Source organism: Amycolatopsis sp. MtRt-6, assembly GCF_017308975.1.
GTDB lineage: Bacteria > Actinomycetota > Actinomycetes > Mycobacteriales > Pseudonocardiaceae > Amycolatopsis.
Genome location: NZ_JADWPD010000054.1, coordinates 1 through 18,972, shown reverse-complemented (window position 1 = coordinate 18,972; position 18,972 = coordinate 1). Strand labels below are relative to the sequence as shown.

The 18,972-nt window shown below is 71.0% G+C and carries 17 protein-coding genes and 1 pseudogene; 12 read left to right on the top strand and 6 right to left on the bottom strand.

All coding sequences use genetic code 11. The features are described 5' to 3' along the window. Positions 1-2: 2 nt before the first annotated feature. The 4 genes from I4Q55_RS47730 to nudC are packed head-to-tail and all read left to right on the top strand — an operon-like array spanning position 3 to position 5,262. Positions 3-1,571 carry a DUF2207 domain-containing protein gene (locus I4Q55_RS47730; RefSeq protein WP_206797602.1) on the top strand — a complete coding sequence of 523 codons (1,569 nt, stop codon included), beginning with the start codon at positions 3-5 and terminating at the stop codon, positions 1,569-1,571. Between the two features lie 9 nt (positions 1,572-1,580). Further along, positions 1,581-2,873 carry a pitrilysin family protein gene (locus I4Q55_RS47725; protein ID WP_206797601.1) on the top strand — a complete coding sequence of 431 codons (1,293 nt, stop codon included), beginning with the start codon at positions 1,581-1,583 and terminating at the stop codon, positions 2,871-2,873. Beyond that, on the top strand, positions 2,870-4,249 hold the full coding sequence (locus tag I4Q55_RS47720) for a pitrilysin family protein (RefSeq protein ID WP_206797600.1): 1,380 nt from the start codon (positions 2,870-2,872) through the stop codon (positions 4,247-4,249). Before I4Q55_RS47725 ends, I4Q55_RS47720 begins: the two co-directional genes overlap by 4 nt. Beyond that, the gene (gene nudC / locus I4Q55_RS47715) at positions 4,249-5,262 is read left to right on the top strand and encodes an NAD(+) diphosphatase (protein WP_206797599.1); all 1,014 of its coding nucleotides are present in this window, start codon (positions 4,249-4,251) and stop codon (positions 5,260-5,262) included. The genes I4Q55_RS47720 and nudC overlap by 1 nt, the downstream gene beginning before the upstream one ends. 105 nt (positions 5,263-5,367) lie before the next feature. Here nudC and I4Q55_RS47710 read toward each other — a convergent pair whose 3' ends face one another. After that, the gene (locus I4Q55_RS47710) at positions 5,368-5,844 is read right to left on the bottom strand and encodes a hypothetical protein (RefSeq protein ID WP_206797598.1); all 477 of its coding nucleotides are present in this window, start codon (positions 5,842-5,844) and stop codon (positions 5,368-5,370) included. 221 nt (positions 5,845-6,065) lie between these two features. Here I4Q55_RS47710 and I4Q55_RS47705 point away from each other — a divergent pair, with 221 nt between their 5' ends. From I4Q55_RS47705 to I4Q55_RS47680, 6 genes are read left to right on the top strand one after another with little or no spacing between them, the layout of a single operon-like run. Beyond that, on the top strand, positions 6,066-7,277 hold the full coding sequence (locus I4Q55_RS47705; RefSeq protein WP_206797626.1) for an ROK family transcriptional regulator: 1,212 nt from the start codon (positions 6,066-6,068) through the stop codon (positions 7,275-7,277). A gap of 11 nt (positions 7,278-7,288) precedes the next feature. Continuing rightward, positions 7,289-8,647 carry an extracellular solute-binding protein gene (locus I4Q55_RS47700; protein WP_206797597.1) on the top strand — a complete coding sequence of 453 codons (1,359 nt, stop codon included), beginning with the start codon at positions 7,289-7,291 and terminating at the stop codon, positions 8,645-8,647. Then, positions 8,644-9,627 (top strand): carbohydrate ABC transporter permease, encoded by a 984-nt coding sequence (locus tag I4Q55_RS47695; protein ID WP_206797596.1) that lies wholly within the window; start codon positions 8,644-8,646, stop codon positions 9,625-9,627. The genes I4Q55_RS47700 and I4Q55_RS47695 overlap by 4 nt, the downstream gene beginning before the upstream one ends. After that, complete coding sequence (locus I4Q55_RS47690; RefSeq protein WP_206797595.1) at positions 9,624-10,514, top strand: carbohydrate ABC transporter permease; 891 nt, start codon at positions 9,624-9,626, stop codon at positions 10,512-10,514. The genes I4Q55_RS47695 and I4Q55_RS47690 overlap by 4 nt, the downstream gene beginning before the upstream one ends. Then, complete coding sequence (locus tag I4Q55_RS47685; RefSeq protein WP_206797594.1) at positions 10,511-11,776, top strand: 6-phospho-beta-glucosidase; 1,266 nt, start codon at positions 10,511-10,513, stop codon at positions 11,774-11,776. The genes I4Q55_RS47690 and I4Q55_RS47685 overlap by 4 nt, the downstream gene beginning before the upstream one ends. Then, entirely contained in the window at positions 11,773-12,741 is a 969-nt protein-coding gene (locus I4Q55_RS47680) for an N-acetylglucosamine kinase (protein WP_206797593.1), read from the top strand. Before I4Q55_RS47685 ends, I4Q55_RS47680 begins: the two co-directional genes overlap by 4 nt. Before the next feature lie 56 nt (positions 12,742-12,797). Here the strand turns inward: I4Q55_RS47680 and I4Q55_RS47675 are convergent, their stop codons facing one another. The 4 genes from I4Q55_RS47675 to I4Q55_RS47660 form a co-directional block, all read right to left on the bottom strand. After that, on the bottom strand, positions 12,798-13,301 hold the full coding sequence (locus tag I4Q55_RS47675; RefSeq protein WP_206797592.1) for an SRPBCC domain-containing protein: 504 nt from the start codon (positions 13,299-13,301) through the stop codon (positions 12,798-12,800). Further along, the gene (locus I4Q55_RS47670; RefSeq protein WP_206797590.1) at positions 13,298-13,621 is read right to left on the bottom strand and encodes a helix-turn-helix transcriptional regulator; all 324 of its coding nucleotides are present in this window, start codon (positions 13,619-13,621) and stop codon (positions 13,298-13,300) included. The genes I4Q55_RS47675 and I4Q55_RS47670 overlap by 4 nt, the downstream gene beginning before the upstream one ends. A 93-nt stretch (positions 13,622-13,714) precedes the next feature. After that, positions 13,715-15,082 (bottom strand): gluconate:H+ symporter, encoded by a 1,368-nt coding sequence (locus tag I4Q55_RS47665; protein ID WP_206797588.1) that lies wholly within the window; start codon positions 15,080-15,082, stop codon positions 13,715-13,717. After that, a complete protein-coding gene (locus tag I4Q55_RS47660) occupies positions 15,079-15,573 on the bottom strand; it encodes a gluconokinase (RefSeq protein WP_206797586.1) in 495 nt (164 codons plus the stop codon). Before I4Q55_RS47660 ends, I4Q55_RS47665 begins: the two co-directional genes overlap by 4 nt. Before the next feature lie 102 nt (positions 15,574-15,675). On the opposite strand from I4Q55_RS47660, the gene I4Q55_RS47655 reads away from it, so the two are divergent. Both I4Q55_RS47655 and I4Q55_RS47650 read left to right on the top strand, forming a co-directional pair. Continuing rightward, entirely contained in the window at positions 15,676-16,380 is a 705-nt protein-coding gene (locus I4Q55_RS47655) for a FadR/GntR family transcriptional regulator (protein ID WP_206797585.1), read from the top strand. 41 nt (positions 16,381-16,421) lie between these two features. Further along, complete coding sequence (locus I4Q55_RS47650) at positions 16,422-17,306, top strand: cobalamin biosynthesis protein (RefSeq protein ID WP_206797583.1); 885 nt, start codon at positions 16,422-16,424, stop codon at positions 17,304-17,306. Between the two features lie 127 nt (positions 17,307-17,433). On the opposite strand, the pseudogene I4Q55_RS47645 reads toward I4Q55_RS47650, so the two are convergent. Then, a pseudogene (locus I4Q55_RS47645) lies at positions 17,434-18,668 on the bottom strand (IS30 family transposase). Between the last annotated feature and the right edge of the window lie 304 nt (positions 18,669-18,972).

Below are 18,972 nucleotides of genomic sequence, written 5' to 3'. Positions count from 1 at the left end.
CCGTGCTCGCGGGAGCGCTGCTGGCGCTCGCGCTGGCGGCCGGCCCCGCCGACGAGCCGCCCCTGCCCACCGTGCCGCAGAGCGCGGAGATCCAGCTCAAGGTCCAGCGCGACGGCTCGCTTTCGGTCGTCGAGGCGATCTCGGTCCCGGAAGGCCTCACGATGGACCGCCGGGTCGCCCTGCGGGTGCCGGCACCCCACAACCGGGACCGCGTCTACGGCGTCCGCGACGTCGTCCTGGAAGGCACCGGGACGGCGACCGTGGACTCCGGCGCCTTCACCGTCCACCTCACCTCCGGCACCTCGATCGTCCGGTACACAGTGGACGGTGCGGTCGCCGGCGACACGGTCACCTGGGAGCTGGCCGGTGGCTGGACCGCCCAGCTGAAGTTCCTCCGCGCCTCCTTCGCGGCGCCGAAGATCCCCACCGCCGTCGACTGCACCGTCGGCGATCTGCCGTGCGGGGCCGCGCAGATCGACCACGCCGGGCTCACCCGCTTCAGCCAGCAGAACCTCGCCGCCGGTCAGCAGATGACCGCCATCGTCGAGCTGCCCGCGGGCACCGTTCCGGCCAACGAGGTCCTGGTCCCGGCGAAGACGCTCGGCGGCGCGTTCGTGCTCACCGCGCCGGTCGGCTGGGCCTGGGCGGGCTTCGGCGCGCTCCTCCTGGCCCTGGCCGCGCTGGTCTGGGCGGCTCGCCGCCGCGACGCCGATGCGGCGAAGCCGGCGAAAGCGAGCCTGCTCGCCGCGAACGGCGAGTTCGCCTCGCCCGCCGGGGCGCTGCCGGGCCACGTCGGCCTTCTCCTGCGTGGGCGGTCCGGGCCGCTCGACCTGGCCGCGACCGTGCTCGACCTCGCCGTCCGCAACTACCTCTGGGTGAGCGCCGAGGACGGCGGCTGGCGGCTGGCCCGCCGCAACCCGCCCGACGAGCACCTGACCGGCTTCGAGCGTGCGGTGTACGAGGCCGTCGTCCCGGACGAGCCGGTGACCCTCGCCGAACTGCGGCGACGGCACGTCGAGCTCCCCCGCACGGAGCTGGCGGCCGACGTCGTCCGGCGCGGCTGGTTCGCGACGCGCCGGCTCCGCCGGGCTGGGATCCGAATCGTCTGCTATGGCGTGTTCCTCACCGTCCTGCTGGCCCTGACCGTCGGGTACGCCCAGCTCGGCGTCATCCTCGCGCTGGCCGGGGTCGTCACCGCCGGGGCCTCGGCGGCCCTGCCCGCGCGCCGCCGGGCGGGCGCCGACGTCGCGGGCCGGCTTCGCGGCGTCGCCGCGACCCGGGCGAAGGACTTCGACAAGCCGCAGCGCGAGCAGGTCTTCTCCCGCGGCCTGCCGTACGCGCTCGCTCTGGGCGAACTGGCGTCGTGGGTGGCCGCCTTCGATCACCTCAAGCACCCGCCGTCGATCTACTGGCACGCCGGCGACGTCACCCCTGACCAGGCCGGATCGTTCGCGACGGCGCTGGCCGGGACGTTCGCCGCCGCGCGCCGCGCCCGGCTGCTCGACGCCGCCGGCCGGGACACCACTTCTCACCAGCCAGTCGGGACGCATGCGACCGCCGAGCCGTCGTAGGGTGGGGCCATGGCCGATCCCGAGCTCGTCCGATACACCCTCGACAACGGTCTGCGCGTGGTTCTCGCCCCCGACGCGACCGCGCCGGTGGTCGGCGTCAGCGTGCACTACGACGTGGGTTTCCGCTCCGAACCGGAGGGGCGCACCGGTTTCGCGCACCTCTTCGAGCACCTGATGTTCCAGGGCTCCGAGAGCCTGGAGAAACTCGCGCACTTCCGGCACGTGCAGTCCAGCGGCGGAACCTTCAACGGGTCCACCCACCCGGACTACACCGACTACTTCGAGGTGCTGCCCAGCGCCGCGCTCGAACGCGCGCTGTTCCTCGAAGCCGACCGGATGCGCGCGCCCAAGCTGACGGCGGAGAACCTGGCGAACCAGATCGACGTCGTCAAGGAGGAGATCCGGCTCAACGTGCTGAACCGGCCGTACGGCGGGTTCCCGTGGATCACCCTGCCGCCGGTGCTGTACTCGACGTTCCCCAACGCCCACAACGGCTACGGCGGCTTCGAGGACCTCGAAAGCGCCACGGTCGACGACTGCGCCGCGTTCTTCGACACCTACTACTCGCCGGCGAACGCCGTGCTCACGGTGGCCGGCGACTTCGAGGTCGACAACGCCAAGAACCTGATCGAAGACCACTTCGGCGACGTCCCGCACCGGCCGGCGCCGGAGCGGCCGTCCTTCGCCGAGCCGCTGCCGACCACCGAGCTGCGCGGCGAGATCGAGGACGCGCACGCCCCGCTGCCCGCGCTCGGCATCGGCTACCGGATGCCGGACCCGATCAACGACGTCGACAGCTATCTGGCCTACCTCGTGCTGGCCGGCGTGCTCACCGATGGCGACGGCTCCCGCCTGCAGCAGCGGCTCGTGCACAAGGAGCCCCTGGTCGTCGACATCGGCGCCGGCGCCGGGCTGTTCGGGCCGTTCGAGGCCCGCGACCCCGACACGTTCACCATCACCCTGATCCACCCGCACGAGGTGCCCCGCGAGCGCGTGCTCGCCGCGCTCGACGACGAGCTGGAGAAGCTCGCCGAGACCCCGCCGAGCGAGGAGGAGCTGCGCAAGGTCACCGCCCGCTGGACGGCGAGCCTGCACTCCGAGCACGACAGGCTGGTGTCCCGGACTCTGGCCCTCGGCTCGTTCGAGCTGCTCTACGGCGACGCGTCGCTGGTGTACCGGCTCGCGGACCGGATGTCCGCCGTCACCGCGGAGGCCGTGTCGGCGGCGGCGAAGGCGCTGCGCCCGGACGCGCGCGCCGTGCTGGTGGTCAAGCCCGCTTCGGAAGGGAACAACGAGCAGTGACTTCAGCAACGCACCGCAGCGCGGAGGAGATCGGCCGCACCGCGCGGGGGCCGCGGCCGCTGCCGCCGCTCGGCGAGCAGCGGGCCGCCGCCGACCTGTCCCATGTGGACACCACGCTGGCGAACGGCCTGCGCGTGCTGGCCGTGCGCAAGGCGACCGTGCCGATGGTCGAGGCGCGGCTGTGGATCCCGTTCGCGGGCGACGACGCCCTGCACCCGGCCACGGCCGAGGTGCTCGCCGAGACGATCCTCACCGGCACCGCCCGCCGCAACCGCATCGAGATCGACGCCGAGCTGGCGCTGATCGGCGGCGACATCGGCGCCGGCGTCGACCCGGAGCGCCTGGTGCTGACCGGGTCCGCGCTGGCCGGCAAGCTGCCGACGTTCCTCGACGTGCTCGGCGACGTCCTCACCGGGGCGACGTACGCGGACGAGGAGATCGCCCGCGAAAAGGAGCGGCTGGTCGAGCGGATCGCCGTCTCCCGCACCCAGCCGCGCACGATCGCGCGCGAGGCCCTGCAGAAGCACCGCTACGGCGACCACCCGGCGACCCGTGAGGTCCCGCGCGCCGAAGACGTCGCGGTCGTGACGCCGGAGCAGGTCCGCGCGCTGCACCAGGCGTCGGTGCTGCCGCGCGGCTCGGTGATGGTGCTGGTCGGCGACCTGGACCCGGCCGGAGTGATCGGGGAGCTGGAGAAGGTGCTCGGCGGCTGGGCGTCGGACCGCTCCGCCGTGCGGCTGCCGCCGTTGCCCGACCTGACCGGGCCGAGCGTGCTGCTGGTGCCGCGCGCGGGTGCGGTGCAGTCGCAGATCCGGCTCTCGGCGCAGACGGTCCCGCGCACGGACCCGGGTTACGCGGCGCTGCAGCTGGCGAACCTGGCTTACGGCGGGTACTTCTCGTCGCGGCTGGTGGAGAACATCCGCGAGAACAAGGGGTACACGTACTCCGCGCACTCGGGGTTCGAGTTCACCGACGGCACGGCGGTGGTCAACGTCGACGCGGACACCGCGACCGACGCGACCGCCCCGGCGCTGCTGGAGACCCGCTACGAGCTGGGCCGCCTCGGCCAGGTCCCGCCGGCGGGCGACGAGCTGGAGTCGGTGCGGCAGTACGCGATCGGCTCACTGCTGACGTCGACGTCGTCGCAGGCCGGGCTGGCGGGCCAGGTGCTGGCGCTGGCGTCGACCGGGCTCGGCCTGGAGTGGCTGAACGAGCACCCGGCGCGGGTGGCGGCGGTGACCGCCGACGAGGTCGCCGAAGCGGCGCTGAAGTACTTCGCGCCGAAGCGGTTCACGGGCGTGGTGGTCGGCGACGCGGCGGTGCTCGAGCGCAAGCTCCTGGCGCTCGGCGACGTCGTCGTGGGCGAGCCCGCCTGATGTCCGTCCCGTTCACCCTCGGTGCCCTGCCGACCCTGTCCCGGTCCACAGTGGACCGCCAGGAAGGCTTGCGCACCAACCCCGCGCGGCTGACGTCGCGCTGGGCCGACGCCCGGGTCGTCCTCCTGGACGACACCGGGCGCACGCCGGTCGTCGAGGGCACGTCGACGCTGGCGTTCCGCAAGGCGGTCGACTTCGGCGCGTCGCCGCCCGCGGACGCGGTGTTCCTCGGCGAGTGGCAGGACGTCGACTACTGGTCGGTGCCGGGCGGGCCGTCGGGCGAGGCCGACACGGTCAAGATGGCGGGCAGCTGGGGCTTCGTGGAGGAGGTCCCGCGCGCGGACGGCGAGGTCTGGGTCGAGCTGCGCGGCTACGGCGACCTCCTGGACGACACGTCGGCGGGGCTCTTCACGACGGCGCAGGCGTTGCGCTTCTGGCGGCGTCAGGCGAAGTTCTGCACGCGCTGCGGGAGCGAGACGGACCTGGTCCAGTTCGGCTGGGCGAGCAAGTGCACGGGCTGCGGCCGCGAGGAGTACCCCCGCACGGACCCGGCGGTGATCTGCCTGGTCCATTCTTTTGAGGGAACGAACGGTTCGCACGTACTGCTGGCGCGCCAGCCGATCTGGCCGGCCGGGCGGTATTCGGTGCTGGCGGGGTTCGTCGAGGCGGGGGAGTCCCTCGAGGCGTGCGTGGTCCGGGAGATCCGCGAAGAGGTGGGCGCTTTGGTTTCGGACGTCCGGTACCTGGGCAGCCAGCCGTGGCCGTTCCCACGGTCGATCATGCTGGGGTTCGCGGCCCGCGCGGACCGGTCGCTGCCCCTGACCCCGGCGGACGGCGAGATCGAAGAGGCGCTGTGGGTGTCGCGGGCCGAGGTCCGGGCGGCGTTCGAGAACAGCGCGGGCCGCGCTGCGAAGCCCACGCCGATCGCCGACGGGGCGGCGGAGATCATCCTGCCGGGCAACTCATCGATAGCCCGCGTGATGCTCAAGGCCTGGGCGGACGCGGAGGAGTAGGCCCGAGCGCCCCACGGTGGCCTTCGGTGCGTTGACCGCACCGAAGGCCACCTTGGGTGCGTTGAACGCAACCAAGGCCACATTGGGGCGCTTGTTGCGGTGCCTTCAGCGCAGGTCGGCGAGTTCGGTCACCGAGCGGGTCGGCTTGCCCGTGAAGTCCACCGGGCCGCCGTACGCCAGGTTCAGGGTGTCCAGCCGGTAGCTCCAGTCGCTGCCGCACTCGCAGGTCGAGCCGAAGCGGTAGTTGATCTGCCAGCGCAGCCACTCGCCCGGCCGGAGGTGGACCGGTTCCGGCCGCCACTCCCGGTTCGGCCAGCTCATCGCGGCCGGCTCCACCTGCACTGACAGCCCGGTGGACGCCTCCCGGAGCAGGACACCGCCCAGCTCGGCAAGAGGCCGCACCCTGAACCGCGGCTCGAAGCCGGTCGACTCGTCGGCCTGCACCTCGTGCAGCCCCACGCCCGGCGGCAGGGGAAACGCGACCGGCACGCGGTGGCGCACAGCCGCTGCCGGGCCACCCCGGGACCGCTTGGTCCAGGTGGTCCGCACCCGCTGCGCCACGACGTCCACGAAGACCAGCATCCCCGGCGCCGCAACCCGAAATTCGCTGACCGGCCGGGAAAGACCGGCGCAAATCGTTCACTGGTACGCCCGCTACCTGGCCCAACGCCCGCTCAAGCGTTACCTCGCCGTTTCACGAGACCGTTGACGGCTGTGCCCCGGCTCACTACAGTCGCCGGAAACCGTCTGTAAAGTATCCTAATTAAGTCCGGGAGGGACGCGTGCGAGCCGGTAGCCCGCGGATGCTGCGCGAGATCAACGACCGCGCCGCCATCGAGGTCCTCCTGCGGGAGGGCCCCCTGACGCGGGCCGAACTCGAGCTCGCCATCGGGCTCTCCAAGCCCGCCACCGCCCAGCTGCTCACCCGGCTCGAACAGGACAACCTCGTCATGAAGGCCGGCGTCAGAGGTGGCGGCAGGGGACCCCGCGCCCAGCTCTGGGCGGCCAACGGCGGCCTCGCCTTCGTCGCCGCCGTCGATCTGACGCCGCACGTGGCCGACTTCGTCGTCGCCGATGTCGCCGGGGTCGTGCTCGCCGAGTACCGGACGCCGCTGCCCGTGCACGCCGGTGCCGACGTCGTCGGGGCCTTCGGGGACGCACTCCAGAAGGTCGCCGAAGAAGCGGGCATCGAACGGCAAGACCTGGCCCACGTCGTGATCGGCGCGCAGGGGGCGTTCGATCCGCGGACCGGGCTGCTCTCCTCCGCGCCGCACATCCCCGGCTGGCTCGGCTTCGACGTCCCGCAGAAACTCAGCGACGAACTCGGCGTCGACGTCCTCATCGAGAACGACGTCAACCTGGTCGCCGTCGAGGAGATGACCGTCGGGATGGCCCAGGACGTCGACGACTTCGTCATGGTCTGGCTGTCCGAAGGCGTCGGCGGTGCCGTCGTCATCGGACGGCGGCTGCTGCGCGGCGCCACCGGCGGGGGCGGCGAGATCGACTGGATGCGCGTGCCCGATCCCGCCACCAAGGACACCGGTGACGTCTGGCCCGAGGCCGGCGCCCGGTTCGGCAACCTCGTCGACTCACCCGCCATCTGCCGGCTCGCCGCCGCGCACGGCATCGAAGCCGCCACCGCCTGGGACGCCGTGGCGAAGACCGAACCGCACCACCCCTTCCGGCACGACCTCGCCAAGCGGGTCGCCGGTGGCGTCGCCAACCTCGTCGCCGTCGCCGATCCGCAGCTCGTGCTCCTCTGCGGTGACACCAGCCGGGCCGGCGGCGAGGAGTTCGCCGCGCTGGTCCAGGAGAAGCTGCACGAACTCGTCCTGCCGCGCACGCCCGTCGGCTGCGCTTCCGTGCAGGGCAACGCCGTCCGGGCGGGCGCGCTGCAGTCCGCGCTCGCGACCACCCGTGAGGACGTCTTCGGCGTCGTCACCCCCACGCTCCTCGGGTCGCGCCGGCCCGAGGGCGACAGCACCCGTCCCCGATCGACCAGCCCCGACCGATGAGGAGGAGGGCCATGCCCCCGACCACCCGGACCCGCCGTGGCGCACTGCTCGTGGCCGCCGCCGCGGCGTCCGTCCTGCTGACCAGCGCCTGTTCCGGCGCCGCCGCCCCGAGCGGGGGTGACGCGGCCGCCGCGCCCGGCAAGGACGACAAGCTCACGCTCACCGTGTACTCCAAGTTCACCGACCGCGAGTACGGCGTGGTGACGGCGGGCCTCAACAAGCTCAAGGCCAAGTTCCCCAACATCGAGATCAAGCACGAGGGCAACCAGGACGACGACAAGCTCACCCAGTCGATCCGCGGCGGCAACCCGCCCGACGTCGCGATCTCCTTCTACACCGACAACCTCGGCGCCTGGTGCTCCACCGGCAGTTTCCAGGATCTCAAGCCCTACATCGACCGCGACAAGATCGACCTCAACCAGATCCCCGAGGCGGTCCGCAACTACACCGAGTACCAGGGCAAGCGGTGCGCGATGCCGATGCTCGCCGACGTCTACGGGCTCTACTACAACAAGGACATGTTCGCGGCGAAGGGCATCACCTCGCCGCCGAAGACCACCACCGAGTGGTTCGAGGACGCCAAGAAGCTCACCGAGTTCAACCCGGACGGCTCCATCAAGGTCGCCGGCTTCCTGCCCTCGATGCCGTTCTACGCCAACCAGGCCCAGTACTGGGCGCCCAACTTCGGCGCGCCGTTCCTCGGCCCGGACGGCAAGTCGGACCTCGCGAGCAACCCCGGTTGGAAGGCGATGTTCGAGTTCCAGAAGAAGATGATCGACTTCCTCGGCGGCCACGACAAGGTCGAGCAGTTCAAGGCCGGCCTCGGCGACGAGTACTCCGCCGACAACGGCTTCCACAAGGGCAAGCTGGCGATGATCTACGACGGCGAGTTCCGCACCGCGTTCCTCAAGGACCAGGCGCCGACGCTCAACTACGCCACCGCGCCCGCGCCGGTGCTCGACACCATGGCCGACCACTACGGCGGCGGCTTCACCACCGGCACGATCATCGCGATCCCCAAGGGCGCCAAGAACCCCGGCGCCGCCTGGGAGCTGATCAAGCAGGTCACCCTGGACACCGACACCCTGGTGGACATGGCCAACGGCCTGAAGAACGTGCCCAGCACCAAGGCGGCGCTGACCTCGCCGCGGCTGGACCTGCAGCCACAGTTCAAGACGTTCCTCGACATCTACGACAGCGGCAAGCTGGTCGCCAACCAGACCACCCCGATCGGCGACGCGCACCTCAAGGCGGTCAACGACTTCGCCGAGAAGTGGCAGGCCGGTGCGGTGCCCGACCTGACCGCGGGCTTGGCGAAGGTCGACGCGCAGGTCAACGACGAACTGAAGCAGAAGGGCGCCGGCGGATGACGACGCTCGCCGAAAAGGCTTCCCCGTCCGCACCCGCGAAGGTGCGGGCGGGGGCCCGCCGGGCCAAGCGCCGCCGGACCGTCCTGTTCTTCATGGCCCCGGCGTTCCTCGGGTTCCTCATCTTCTTCGGCTACCCGCTGATCGCCACCGTCTACTACTCCTTCACCCGCTACGACCTGATCAACCCGCCGCAGTTCATCGGCTTCGACAACTACGTCCGGATGTTCACCACCGAGCCGCTCGTCGGCACGGCCGCGTACAACACGCTGTGGCTGGTGGTCGTGCTGACGGTCTGCCGCGTGGTGTTCTCCCTCGGCATCGCGTCGGTGATCTCCCGGCTCAAGTCGGGTGTCGGCCTGGTCCGTACCCTCTGCTACCTGCCGGCGCTCGCCCCGCCCGCCGCCGCCACGCTGGCGTTCGTCTTCGTGTTCAACCCGGAGTTCGGCCCGGTCAACCGGTTCCTGCGGCTCGTCGGCGTCGACGGCCCGCTCTGGTTCAACAGCCCGGAGACGTCGAAGCCCGCGCTGACGCTGCTGGCGCTGTGGGGCTCCGGCGAGCTGATGATCATCATCCTGGCCGCGCTGCTGGACGTCCCCGCCGAGCAGTACGAGGCCGCCGAGCTCGACGGGGCCGGCCCGATCCGCCGGTTCTGGCACGTGACGCTGCCGTCGATCTCGCCGGTGCTGCTGTTCGGCGTGGTCAACTCGATCATCTACGCCCTGCAGTTCTTCACCCAGGCGATCGTGGCGGCCTCCGCAAGCGCGGGCACCGCGGACGTCGCCGGCAACTCGAAGCTCATCGGCGCGCCGCAGAACTCGACGCTGACCTACCCGATCTGGCTGTACGTCCAGGGCTTCCGCTACTTCAACATGGGTTACGCGGCCGCGATGGCGGTGCTGCTGTTCATCGTGTCGTCGGGTTTCACCTGGATTCTCGTGCGGCAGCTGCGGAAGTCCCAGCACCAGGAGGAGGGCGCATGACCGCCGTGGCCGAAGCGCCGCAGCGTGCGGCGGGCGTACCGCCGAAGGTGCGGTTCAAGCGGAACTGGGACAAGCGGCTGTCCTTCATCGCCACCCACGCGATCGGGATCGCGCTCGGCGTGATCTTCCTGCTGCCGCTGCTGTTCGTCTTCCTGACCGCGGTGATGAAGAGCGACCAGGCCATGACGGCGAGCCTGTGGCCGACCGAGTGGCACTTCGAGAACTTCGTCAAGGTGTTCCAGAAGGCGCCGCTGCTCGAATACTTCGGCAACAGCCTGCTGTATTCGGCGCTGGCGACGGTCGGTGCGCTGCTTTCGGCGATCCCGGCGGCGTACGCGCTGGCGAAGCTCAAGTGGCGCGGGCAGAACCTGTTCTTCATGCTGACGGTGGCGGCGATGCTGCTGCCGCCGCAGGTCACCGTCGTCCCGCTGTACGACCTGTGGGTGCGGATGGGCCTCACCGGCACGCTGGTTCCGCTGATCGTGCCCTACTTCTTCTTCGACGCGTTCTCGATCTTCCTGCTCCGCCAGTTCTTCTTGACGATTCCGAAGGACTACCTCGAAGCGGCGAAGATCGACGGCTGCACCGAGTTCCAGGCCATGTACCGGGTGCTGATCCCGATGGCCAAGCCCGGCATCGCGGCCACCGCCATGTTCTGCTTCCTGTTCACCTGGAACGACTACTTCGGGCCGCTGCTCTACACCGGCGAAAACCAGGACCACTGGCCGCTTTCGCTGGCCATCGCGTCCTTCCGCGGCATGCACCACGTCGAGTGGAACATGACGATGGCGGCGACCGCGCTGATCATGGCGCCGGTGATCGTACTGTTCGTCTTCGCGCAGAAGTCGTTCGTCAAGGGCATCACATTCACGGGGGTCAAGGGATGAAGCTGGCAGTCGTCGGTGGCGGGTCCACCTACACGCCGGAGCTGATCGACGGGATCGCCGGCCGCCGATCCACTTTGGACGTCGACGAGATCGTGCTGGTCGACCCGGACGCCTACCGCGTCGAAGCCGTCGGCGGGTTCAGCCAGCGGTTGCTCGACCACGCCGGCCACCGGGCGCGAATCAAGACGACGCAGTCGCTCGAAGAAGGCGTCGACGGCGCGTCCGCGGTCCTGATCCAGCTGCGCGTCGGCGGGCAGCGGGCGCGGCGCTCGGACGAGACGTTCCCGCACGCCTGCGGCTGCGTCGGCCAGGAGACGACCGGCGCGGGCGGGCTGGCGAAGGCGCTGCGCACGGTGCCGGTGGTGCTGGACATCGCCGACCGCGTCCGCAAGATCGCCGGTGACGACACGTGGATCGTCAACTTCACCAACCCGGTCGGCATCGTGACGCGGGCGCTGCTCAACGAGGGCCACCGCGCGGTCGGGCTGTGCAACGTCGCGATCAACCTGCAGCGGCAGTTCGGGAAGCTGCTGGGCGTCGGCGCGGACGACGTCAAGCTCGTCCACACCGGGCTGAACCACCTGAGCTGGGAGCGCGGCGCGCTCGTCGACGGCGTCGACCGGCTGCCGGAGCTGCTGGCGGAGCACCTGGACTACCTGTCCCGCGAGGTCAGCGTCCCGGAGCAGTGGCTGCGGCGGATGAACGTCGTGCCGTCGTACTACCTGAAGTACTTCTACGCGCACGACGAGCAGGTGACCAAGCAGCGCACCGAGCGGCCGCGCGCGGACGTCGTCTCCGACGTCGAGGAAGAGCTGCTGAAGATCTACCTCGACCCGGAGCAGGTGACCAAGCCGGAGTCGCTGGAGAAGCGCGGCGGGGCGTACTACTCCGAGGCCGCGGTGCAGCTGGTGCACGCGCTGACCGCCGGCGGCCCGGCCGAGGAGCACGTGGTGAACGTCCGCAACGACGGGACCTTCCCGTTCCTGCCGGACGACGCCGTGATCGAAGCCCGGTCCACTGTGGACGCCAAGGGCGCCACGCCGATCCCGCAGCCGCCGGTGGAGCAGCGCTTCGCCGGGCTCATCGCGGCGACGACGGCGTACGAGTTCCTGGCCCTGGAGGCGGCGCTGAAGGGCGGCCGCGACCGCGTGGCCGACGCCCTGCTCGCGCACCCGCTGGTCGGCCAGTACGCGAAGGCCGACACGCTCGCCGACTCGCTGGTCCAGATCAACCGCGAGTACCTGCCCTGGGCCCGCGGATGAAGCCTGCAGTCATCGCGATCGACGGCGGCAACAGCAAGACCGAGGTCCTGGTGATCTCGGAAGACGGTGTCGTGCTGGGGTCCTCGCGCGGTCCCGGCGCGTCGCCGCAGAACATCGGCGTCGCCGGTTGTGTTGCGGCGCTGGAAGAACTGGTGCTGGCGGCGTATCCCGCGTTCGGAACGCACCCGGAAGCGGCGCACACCTCGGCGTACCTGGCCGGCCTCGACTTCCCCCGGGAAGAGGAGGTGCTGCACGCGGCCCTCGCGGCCCGCGGCTGGAGCGACACGCTGACGGTCGGCAACGACACCCTCGCACTGCTTCGGGCGGGCAGCGCGGGGGTGGGTGTCGCGGTGGTGTGCGGCGCCGGGATCAACGGCGCCGGCGTCGGCCCGGACGGCCGCGTGCACCGTTTTCCCGCGCTGGGCAAGATCTCCGGCGACTGGGGTGGCGGCTACCGGCTCGGCGAAGAGGCCCTGTGGTGGGCGGTCCGCGCCGAGGACGGCCGCGGCCCCGCCACCGCCCTGCGGCCCGCCGTGGCGCGCTACTTCGGGCAGCCGACGCTGCTGGACGTGGTGCAGGGCCTGCACTTCGAGGAGATCGACCCGGCGTCGATCCACGGCCTCTGCCCGCTGCTGTTCGAGGTGGCCGCGGCGGGCGACGAGGTCGCGCAGGACATCGTGACGCGGTTCGTCGAGGAGGTCAGCGTGTTCGCGGCGGTGATCCTCCGCGAGCTGGACCTGACCGGGGACGCCCCGGAGATCGTCCTCGGCGGCGGCGTGCTGACCGGCGTCGGCGCGCCGGTGATCGCGGAGATCGAGAAGCGATGCCTCAAGGTGGCGCCGCGCGCGGTGGTCCGCGTCGTCGACGTCAACCCGGTGGTGGGCGCGGCGTTGTTCGGGCTCGACACGCTGGGGGCGCCCGAGGCCGCGAAGGCGGCGCTCAAGGCGGCGACCCAGCGCGGCTGAAGACTCTGGCGGGACCGGCGCCGAAGCGGCGCGGGGCCGGTCCCGCCAGACCCCCCTCACGGGACCAGGACTTCGCCGGTCTCCAGCAGCGACTTGAGGTCGGAGAGGATCCAGGCCCAGCCGCCGCCGGCGTTGTCGCCCGGCCCGGCGTTGACGTCCTCCATCTGGCCGCTGACCAGCGCGGCGGTGTTCGGGGCGCCGGTGACGTCGTGGGTGACGGTCAGTCTGGTGCCCGCGGTCTTCGTCTCTTCGATGTCGTAGGTGATCGTCGTGTAGGGCTCGGCGGCGACCTCGGGGCCCATCAGCAGCTTCCAGGTGATGACGAGCTTGCGCGGCGGGTCGACCTCCAGGACCTCGCCGTCGACGAGGTCGCCGGTGAACCCGGCGTCGATGAAGTCCTGCGTCGGCCGCGTGCGGTGCTTGCCGCCGGGCTTGAGGTCGTAGTCGACGAGCCCGGAGTAGCCGTACTTCTGCGTCCACTCGGGCTTGGTGATGGCCTCCCAGATGCGTTCCGGGGTGGCCTTGATGTAGACGCGGTGGACCTGCACGGTGTTCGTCACGGTTCTTCGCCTTCCAGTTCGGTCTTGAGCTCGAGGAGCGCGGTCACCTGGCGCTCGGTGTACTTGTCGATCCACCGGTCGTGGATCTCCCGGATCGGGACGGGGTTGAGGAAGTGCCGTTTCTCGCGCCCTTCCTTCCGGGCGACGACGAGCCCGGCTTCTTCGAGGAGCTTCAGGTGCTTCATGACGCCGAAGCGGGTCATCTCCACCTGGGTCTCCAGCTCGGTGAGCGTGCGGCCGTCACGCTCGAAGAGCAGGTCGAGCAGGAACCGGCGGGTCGGATCCGCCAGCGCCTTGAACACCAGGTCGTCGTCGGGCACGTCAGCGAGAATAGGTGACCAAATGGTCACATGTCAACGGTGCGAAAAAGCCGCCACCCCGGCGGGGGTGACGGCCTGTTCGTCGTGCCGCGGCTAAACGACCAACGACAGCGGCAGGATCAGCGCGATGGCGACCACCGAGATGAGCGTCTCCATCACCGACCAGCTCTTCAGCGTCTGGCCCACCGAGAGGCCGAAGTACTCCTTGACCAGCCAGAACCCGGCGTCGTTGACGTGCGAGAAGAACAGCGACCCGGCGCCGATCGCCAGCACCAGCAACGCGCTCTGCGACGGGTCCATGGTCGCGGCCAGCGGCGCCACGATGCCCGCCGCCGAGACCGTCGCGACCGTGGCCGAGCCCGTCGCCAGCCGGATCGCCACCGCGACCAGCCAGCCGAGCAGCAGCGGCGACAGGTTCGCGTCCTTGGCCAGGCCGGTGATGACGTCGCCGACACCCGCGTCGACCAGGGTCTGCTTGAACCCGCCGCCCGCGCCGACGATCAGGACGATCCCGGCGATCGGCCCGAGCGAGTCACCGACCACAGTGGACAGTTTTTCGCGGCCGAGGCCGGCCGGGCGGCCGAGCAGCACCATGCCCACCAGGACCGCCGCGAGCAGCGCGATCAGCGGGTCACCGGCGAAGTCGAGGATCTTGCGGACCTGGCTGTCCTTGGCCAGCAGGATGTCCGAGAGCGCTTTCGCCAGCATGAGCACGACCGGCAGCAGCACCGTCGTGAGCGTCGCGGCGAAGCTGGGCCGCGGCTTGCTGGTGTCGGCGCGTTCCGGGATGAGCCGCTCGGGTGCGACGGCGTCCGGGACGAGCTTGGCCGCGAGCTTGCCGAACAGCGGGCCCGCGATGACCACCGTCGGGAGGCCGACGAGCAGGCCGAACGCCAGCGTGACACCGACGTTCGCGTTGAGCGCGCCGGCCGCGGCGAGCGGACCCGGGTGCGGCGGGACGAGCCCGTGCAGCACCGAAAGCCCGGCGACGGCGGGAATCCCCAGCAGCAGCAACGGTTTCCCGGTGCGCTTGACGGCCAGCAGCACCACCGGGATCAGCATGACGAGGCCGATCTCGAAGAACATCGGCAGCCCGATCAGCGCCGCGACCAGGGCCATCGCCCACGGCAGGCTCTTGTCGCGGGCCTTGCCGAGCACGGTGTCGACGATCTGGTCGGCGCCGCCGGAGTCGGCCAGCAGCTTGCCGAGCATCGCGCCGAGGGCGATCAGGATGCCGACCGAGGCGACCGTGCTGCCGACGCCGGTGGTGAAGCTTTTGAGCAGCTTGTCGACCGGCATCCCGGCGGTCAGCCCGAGTGCGAGCGAGCCGAGCACCAGCGACAGGAACGGGTGCAGCTTCACCTTCGTGATCAGCACGACGATGACGGCGATGGCGACGACGGTCGCGATGATCAGGCGGGTCGAGTGGCCGGTCCAGCCGGCGGCGAGGACGGCGTTCACGCGCGCTCCCGGAAGGCGGTCAGCGCGGCTTCGGTGATCTCCGCGGGCGTCCGGCGGATGTCGAAGATCGCGCCCGGCTCGTCCGGCTGGAGGGGTTCGAGGTCGGCGAGCTGGGAGTCCAGCAGCGACACCGGCATGAAGTGGCCCGAGCGCGACTGCATGCGTTCGGCGAGGATCTCGCGGTCGCCGTGCAGGTGCGCGAACCAGACGTCGCCACCGCCGCGCAGGACGTCGCGGTACCGGCGCTTGAGCGCGGACGACGTCACGACGCCGCCGGTGGCCTGGTGCTCGCGGATCCAGCCGGCGATGGCCGCCAGCCAGGGGGCGCGGTCTTCGTCGGTCAGCGGTGTGCCCGCGGTCATCTTGTCGATGTTGGCCTTCGGATGGAACGTGTCCGCTTCCGCGTACTCGACGCCCAGGGCCTCGGCGAGCGCCGTGCCGATCGTCGTCTTCCCGGAGCCTGACACCCCCATCACCACGATGACGGTCATCCGCACCTCCCACTTCGTTGTGCCCAGGTGAGTGAAACTCAAAAGTACTACTTATTCAAGATGAAGTACTACTTAATCGAGTCAGACGGATAGCCTGCGGGGGTGAGGCACGAGGAAGTCCTGGACGCGCTGGGCGCGGAGATCGCGAACGGCTCGCTGGCGCCGGGCACGGTATTGCGTTCCGAGGAGTTGCAGGAGCGCTTCGGCGCTTCGCGGACCGTGGCGCGCGAGGTCGTCCGCGTGCTGGAGACGATGCAGCTGACCAGCAGCAAGCGCCGGGTCGGGGTGACCGTCCGGGAGCCGTCGGCGTGGAACCACTACGACCCGCGGCTGATCCGCTGGCAGCTCGACGGCCCGGCCCGCCCGGCCGCGCTCGCCACGCTGAACGAGCTCCGGTCGGCGATCGAGCCGTGCGCGGCGCGGTTCGCGGCCCTGCGCGCGACGCCGGAGGAGCGCGGCCGGCTGGGCGCGCTGGGGGAGCGGCTGGCACGGACGGCCCGGGCGCGCGACCTGCCGGCGTTCCTCGGGTTCGACATCGCCTTCCACGACCTGCTGCTCAGCGCGTCCCGGAACCCGATGTTCAGGCAGCTGTCGGACGTCGTCGCGGAGGTGCTCACCGGGCGGACCGGCCACGGCCTGATGCCGCCCGAGCCGCAGCCGGAGGCGGTGGCGTTGCACGTCGAGGTGGCCGCGGCGGTGGCCGCCGGGGAGGCGGACCGGGCGGAGCGGGCGATGCGCGACATCGTCGTCCAGGCCCGCGACGAGATCGCCGCCCTGGTGGCGGAGGGCGGCCCGGAGGGCGAGTAGCCTGCCCCCGGGAACTGGACTTTCTTCCGCCGGGGGGCACGGTGAGCGCGGCACGCGCGATCGGACTGGTGTTGGGTGTGGCGGCCGACGGCGTCCTCGGCGACCCCCGGCGGCGGCCCCCGGTGACGGCGTTCCGCGGTCTCCCGCACCGCTCGGGCGTCCTGGTGGCGGGCGCGCTGGTCGTGGGCGGAGCGCTGCTGGAGCGCGCGAGCCGCGGCAGGCCGCTGGCGCAGGCGTCGGCGACGGCGGTGACGACGTGGGCGGTGCTCGGCGCGGCCGGTCTGGCCCAGCAGGGCACGGAACTGGCCCGCGACCTCGAGGAGTGCCGCTTCGAGCCGGCCCGCGCGACACTGTCCGAACTGGACCCCCGGGTGACCGAGGGGTTGACCGCCATCGCGTTGTCGCGGGCGTCGGTGGAGACGTTGGCGGAGAACACGTCCGACGCGGTGGTGGCCCCCCTGGTGTGGGGCGCGCTGGCGGGCGTGCCGGGCCTGCTGGGAGCGCGGGCGGTGAGCCTGCTGCGCCGATCGCGCCCGGGGCACCGCGGCCACTGGGTGGTGGACCGCCTGGACGAGCTGGTCCACCTGCTGCCGACCCGCGTGGCGGCGGCGCTGACGGTGCTGGCGGCGCCGGTGGTGGGCGGGTCGGCCGGTGGGGCGTGGCGGGCCTGGCGCAGGGACACGATCGCCCACCCGAGCCCGAACGCGGGCCGCGTGGAGGCGGCGTTCGCGGGAGCGCTGGAGGTCCGCGTCGGCGGCCGGACGGTGTACCCGCACGGAGTGGTGGAGCTGCCGGTGCTGGGGGTCGGCCGCAACCCGGACGCGGGCCACGTGACGCGCGCGGTGGAGCTGTCCCGGGTGGTGGGCTGGCTGGCCGGGGCGACCGCGGTGGTGGCGGCCGCGGCGGCGGGCCTGCGGCGGCGCTGAGACTCGCTGTTTGTCCACAGGGCCGGTCGGTTGTGGACTGCTGCGCCGCTCTGGTTGCTTTTCGGCGGGTTTGTCGCCTGGGGTCGATAGAATGGACTTGGGGACGCCCCCCCAGAGGAGGCGGTTTCTAGGGGTGGTTGCAACACTGCTGCTGGTTGTGGGTGGTGAGTAACTGTGTCATGCGTTCGGCGGGTGTGTCCCAGTCGAGGGTCATCCGGGGCCGGTCATTGAGCTCGATTGCGACCGTGTCGAGGTGCTCGGCGGTGTGGGCGCTGAGGTCGGTGCCTTTGGGGAAGTACTGGCGGAGCAGGCCGTTGGTGTTCTCGTTGGATCCGCGTTGCCAGGGGGCGTGCGGGTCGCAGAAGTAGACCGGCATGTCCGTGCCTTTGGGGAAGTACTGGCGGAGCAGGCCGTTGGTGTTCTCGTTGGATCCGCGTTGCCAGGGGGCGTGCGGGTCGCAGAAGTAGACCGGCATGTCCGTGGCCGCGGTGAACTGGCCATGCAAATGCATCTCACTGCCTTGATCCCAGGTCAGGGACCGCCGCAGGTGGGTTGGCAGGGTCTGGATCTTCGCTATGAGGGCATCCCGGACCAGGGTTGGGGTGTAGCCCTCGGGCAGGTGCAGCAGCATCACGTAGCGGGTGTTGCGTTCGACCAGGGTGCCGATTGCGGAGCGGTTGTGGGCGCCCATGATCAGGTCGCCTTCCCAGTGCCCAGGCACCGCCCGGTCCGCGACTTCGGCGGGTCGGTCGCTGATCATCATCATCGGGGTGGCCATCCGCGGCCGGCGTTGATCCGGGCGTACGTGCGATCGGCGGGCGATGCGGCCGGTGCGCAGCCAGCCGGCGACCTCACGCCGCAACCCACCCCGGGCCTGCACATACAGGGCTTGGTAGATGGTTTCGCAGCTCACATGCCACTCCGGCCGGTCAGGGTAATCGCGGCGAAGCCGGCGGGTGATCTGCTGCGGACTCCACCGGGCATCGAGCCCATCCTGCACGACTGCCCGCAAGGCCGGATCCGCGGTCAGTTTGCCGACCTTCGGGCGAGCCCGCCGCTCGGCGGCCCGCTCGTGCGCGGCGTGCGGTTGATAGGTGCCGTCGGGTTGTTGGTTGCGGCCGAGTTCGCGGCTGATGGTCGACACTGGCCGGCCCAGCTCGGTCGCGATCATCCGCAGCGAAATGCCGGGCTGGTGGAGGCGGTCGGCGATCCGGATCCGCTCGTCCAGGCTCAGAAACCGCGAGGACACCTCGGCCGGTGCCGGCAGCGGCGTCGCCGCGACTTGGGCTGCCTCGGCGCGCCAGCGTTTCGCAGTCCGGTAGTTGACCCCGACCTGCCGGGCCGCTTCCCTGCTTCCACCAGGTCAAAGTAGGCCGCTCGTTCGGCGGTCAACGCCCGGCCAGGCCGACCCGGACGGCGGGAGAGGAAGTCGGGGACACGATCCCGATCCCGTCTGGACACGAAGCAACTCCTGAACACTCAGGTGTTGCAACCACCCCTAGAAACCGCCGGAGGGCGGGGTTCCGGCAAAGTCGTGTCGGTGCAGGCAGGCACGGCTCTCGGTGGTGATCATGTGGTTGTCGAAGCCCATGATCTGTGAGAGAGCCGTGCCTGCTGTTGCATCTTCTCCCATCCCGGCTGTGCTGACCCGACTGGCCTCCGCCGA